Source organism: Vibrio sp. 10N.222.48.A3 (assembly GCF_041475345.1).
Taxonomy (GTDB): domain Bacteria; phylum Pseudomonadota; class Gammaproteobacteria; order Enterobacterales; family Vibrionaceae; genus Vibrio; species Vibrio tasmaniensis_A.
Genome location: NZ_JBFRVX010000574.1, coordinates 1 through 4,267, shown reverse-complemented (window position 1 = coordinate 4,267; position 4,267 = coordinate 1). Strand labels below are relative to the sequence as shown.

The 4,267-nt window shown below is 45.4% G+C and carries 4 protein-coding genes and 1 pseudogene; all 5 read left to right on the top strand.

Annotation, left to right across the window (positions count from 1 at the left end):
* A partial coding sequence (locus AB4653_RS16355; protein ID WP_372071635.1) for an amino acid--tRNA ligase-related protein occupies window positions 1–883 on the top strand: 883 nt, incomplete at its 5' end.
* A gap of 169 nt (window positions 884–1,052) precedes the next feature.
* Window positions 1,053–1,574, top strand: coding sequence for a crossover junction endodeoxyribonuclease RuvC (ruvC, locus tag AB4653_RS16350; protein WP_009846369.1), 522 nt, complete (start codon window positions 1,053–1,055; stop codon window positions 1,572–1,574).
* 213 nt (window positions 1,575–1,787) lie between these two features.
* Entirely contained in the window at window positions 1,788–3,248 is a 1,461-nt protein-coding gene (locus AB4653_RS16345; RefSeq protein ID WP_102257361.1) for a methyl-accepting chemotaxis protein, read from the top strand.
* Between the two features lie 92 nt (window positions 3,249–3,340).
* A complete protein-coding gene (ruvA, locus tag AB4653_RS16340) occupies window positions 3,341–3,952 on the top strand; it encodes a Holliday junction branch migration protein RuvA (RefSeq protein ID WP_017062079.1) in 612 nt (203 codons plus the stop codon).
* Between the two features lie 103 nt (window positions 3,953–4,055).
* Window positions 4,056–4,267, top strand: a pseudogene (locus tag AB4653_RS16335) (Holliday junction branch migration DNA helicase RuvB); the annotation flags it as partial.

Below are 4,267 nucleotides of genomic sequence, written 5' to 3'. Positions count from 1 at the left end.
TAAAGACGTTGAGTTCAAAGTATTCTCTGGCCCAGCTAACGACGAAAAAGGTCGTGTAGCGGTTATCCGTGTTCCAGGTGGTGCTAAGCTAACTCGTAAGCAAATTGACGGTTACGCTGAACACGTAAACATCTACGGCGCGAAAGGCCTAGCTTGGATGAAGGTTAACGACCGTGCTGCAGGCATGGAAGGTATTCAATCTCCAGTGGCTAAATTCCTAAGCGAAGACGTAATCAACGGTATTCTAGATCGCACTCAAGCTGAATCTGGCGATATCATTCTGTTTGGCGCAGACAAAGCGGGCATCGTTGCTGAAGCAATGGGCGCACTTCGTCTTAAACTAGGTACTGATCTAGAGCTAACAGACACATCTGCATGGGCTCCACTGTGGGTTGTTGACTTCCCAATGTTCGAAGAAGACGGCGAAGGTAACCTACACGCAATGCACCACCCATTCACATCGCCACTAGGTGTGAACGCGGAAGAGCTAAAAGCGAACCCAGCAGCAGCAAACTCTGATGCATACGACATGGTAATCAACGGCTACGAAGTAGGCGGTGGTTCGGTACGTATTCATAGCGCAGAAATGCAAACGGCTGTATTCGGTATCCTAGGTATTGAAGCTAAAGAGCAACAAGAGAAGTTCGGCTTCCTACTTGAAGCACTTAAGTACGGTACGCCACCACACGCAGGTCTAGCATTCGGTCTTGACCGTCTAGCAATGCTACTTTGTGGTACAGAGAATATCCGTGATGTTATCGCATTCCCGAAAACAACAGCAGCAGCATGTCTACTAACAGATGCGCCAAGCCTAGCAAACCCAGCATCACTGGAAGAGCTAGCAATCGCTGTTAAATTGGCAGAGAAGAAAGAGCAAGCGTAAGCCTGTTATCTTTCTCGTTGATGAAGAGATCCTAGTTGATAGAGAGCTCTTAATTAATTAGTCAAGATTTGTGAGTAAATTAGAAAATGCCCGTTAATTTGACGGGCATTTTTTTTTGCGTTCGATATACTAAGCTGAAAAGCATGTATAAATAATCAGTATTGAAGTTATGTCTATTATCTTAGGGATTGACCCTGGCTCTCGCATTACCGGCTATGGCGTGATTCGTCAAAATGGTCGCCATCTATATTACTTAGGTAGTGGTTGTATTCGTACTTCCGAAAAAGAACTGCCAGGTCGACTAAAACAGATTTACGCTGGCGTGAGCGAAATCATCACTCAGTTCCAACCGGATGTGTTTGCGATCGAGCAGGTTTTCATGTCGAAGAACGCTGACTCTGCACTTAAGCTTGGACAAGCTCGTGGTAGTGCGATTGTAGCCGCGGTGAATGCGGATTTACCTGTTCATGAATATGCAGCTCGTTTGATCAAACAAGCGGTGACGGGTAATGGTGGTGCTGATAAGTCGATGGTCCAGAACATGGTGATGAGCATGCTCAAACTACCTGCCAAACCACAAGCCGATGCAGCCGATGCTCTAGGCGTAGCGATCACTCACGCTAACACCAATAAAACCTTGGTCGCACTTGCAGGAAAAGCAACGGGAGCAAGAAAAGGGCGTTACCGTTAAATCTCATTCTATTGTTAGTTCCTAATTCTGCCTTTTAAACTTATTCTATTGATGAGCCTCACGCCCTGTTTGGCTCATATCAAAACAATACGCCTCTAAATCCTTGATGAAATGAGATCTTTCGAACATAACCCAGATAATAACATTGCGTATCATTTAACATGTTATTAACATTGGTCGGAGGTCTTACAAGTTAATCAAGGATGATCACTGATGAACCCAATCAAGCTGTGGTGCGCGCTGTTTCTACCTAAAAACAATGGGTGGAGTAACAACGAAGTCAGACAAGCCGATATCTTATTACTCTTCACTTTTATCGCATTCTTCGTGGGTGTCTATAGCTTAATCAAGTGGACTAAGCACGAAGAGCAACTTCTGATCGCCACATCTGTATTTCTTATCGTATTCGAACTGATCTCTGCACTGCTACTTCGTGTGACGAGTAAGCCGAGCCTTGCACTTAACTTTGGTTTTGTCGGCATGGCGGTACACGCGTTGAACATCATTTATCAAAGTGGTGGGGTTGTGGCTTCCACTCAAGCTTATTGGGTGCCTTTGTTAGTGGTCGCTTTTTTCTTGTCAGGAACACGAATTGTGGCTTTGGTGTGGAGTGGACTGGTTATCGGCGTTTCATTAGTGATGACCTCAGCACATCTCAATGGATTTGCATTTCCTCTACTTGAGCTAACCCCCGATGCGGTAGTGGTAGAAACTTGGTCTGGTGTGATTATGCCGCTGGTGGTGATCTGCATTGCCCAAGCCTTTACCGCTAAGCAAAAAGAGGTGGCGATTGAAATGGCAGAGGATGCGATTTCAGAAAGCCAACACGTTGCCAACCAAGCGACGCAAAGTGAAGGTCGGCTCTCTATCGTGCTCGACCAAGCCAATTCGAATTCAGAGAGCCTACAAGGTGTTTCGGTTCATTTAGATCAGCAGTCACAAGACTTGCATGCTCAAGTCGAAGTGTTGAATGTCAATTGTGAATCTCAAGCGAGTGCAGCAGAACAGATGAGCCAACAACTCCATCAAATGACTCAAGGCATCGAAGAATCCAATTTATTTGTGGGTGAACTAAAAGAGCGCAGCGAAGCGGTTGGCACAAAAGCGCAAAAGAGCTCAGAGTCGCTAGAAGCGTCAACCAGTGCAATCAGTCAGATCATTCAAAGTAATCAAGAGATAATGAAAGTCGCTGATTTGATCACTTCGGTTGCTGAGCAAACCAATCTATTAGCACTCAACGCGGCAATCGAAGCGGCTCGTGCTGGTGAGCAAGGACGAGGGTTTGCTGTCGTCGCTGATCAAGTGCGAGAATTATCGGCGAAAAGCAGTCATTCCGCGATAGAGATTCGAACTTTGTTAGATCGCAGTAAAGAAGAAGTTGAACACGGCAGAGCAATCATTGAAACCACGGCCAATGAAATGAACGGGATTATCTCCGAGGTGCAAACCATCTCGACCGACGTTAACCAACTGACTAATATTATGGCGATGCAGATGAACTCATTGAAAGAGCTCGATCTCGCCAGTTCAGAAGTTGCCCAAAGTGTGGCGGAAACTAAATCGGTGTCAGGCTTAGTCGCTAATTATGGTTCTGAACTAACAGGTCATGTGACTTCGGTTAAAGAACTGGTCGCGAGCTTGAACTGCGTGGTCTCGCAAGCCAAGCAAGTCTAAATAATTCACTTCAAAAAACACAAAGAACTGGATAAGTATCCAGTTCTTTTATATTCTGTCCTCCAAATTAAATTCCATCAAGAGAGTGAATTGTGATCGGACGTCTCCGCGGTACATTAATAGAAAAACAGCCACCAGAATTATTGATTGAAGTCAGTGGTGTTGGTTATGAAGTTCAAATGCCAATGAGTTGTTTTTATGAGTTACCAAACGTAGGCGAAGAAGCAATTATCTACACTCATTTTGTGGTACGTGAAGATGCTCAGCTACTTTATGGTTTTAACACGGTTAAAGAGCGTGCCTTGTTCCGTGAAGTGATTAAAGCGAATGGTGTCGGTCCTAAACTTGGTCTTGGGATTCTTTCAGGCATGACCGCTAGCCAATTCGTTCAAAGTGTTGAACGAGAAGATATCTCAACGCTGGTTAAACTGCCGGGTGTTGGTAAGAAAACCGCAGAACGTCTGGTCGTTGAAATGAAAGACCGCCTGAAAGGGTGGGGCGCAGGTGACCTGTTTACTCCAGCGACGGATGCAGCTCCTATTGACTCTATGCCAACGGTGCACGACGCGGAAGAAGAAGCGGTAAGTGCGCTACTTGCATTAGGCTACAAGCCGACTCAAGCTTCTAAGGTGGTTTCTCAAGTAGCTAAAGATGGCATGACCAGCGAACAGTTGATTCGCGAAGCTCTGAAATCGATGGTTTAATACCTCATATACTCGTTCTACAAAACAGATTCATTCACTTTGCCTTTACACAGGGTCAAGAAGCGCATCGTCAAGAAGCGCATAGTTAGGAATATCAGAATTTATGATTGAAGCCGATCGCCTTATTGCACCGGACAACCCAGTATTCAAAGATGAAGATGTCATTGATCGTGCAATCGCCCTAAAGCACTGGCTGACTATCAAGGTCAGGATCACGTCCGTGGTCAGATGGAAATTTTCATCAAAGCAGCACAAATGCGTAATGAGGCGCTCGATCATCTGTTGATATTTGGTCCTCCAGGCTTGGGCAAAACC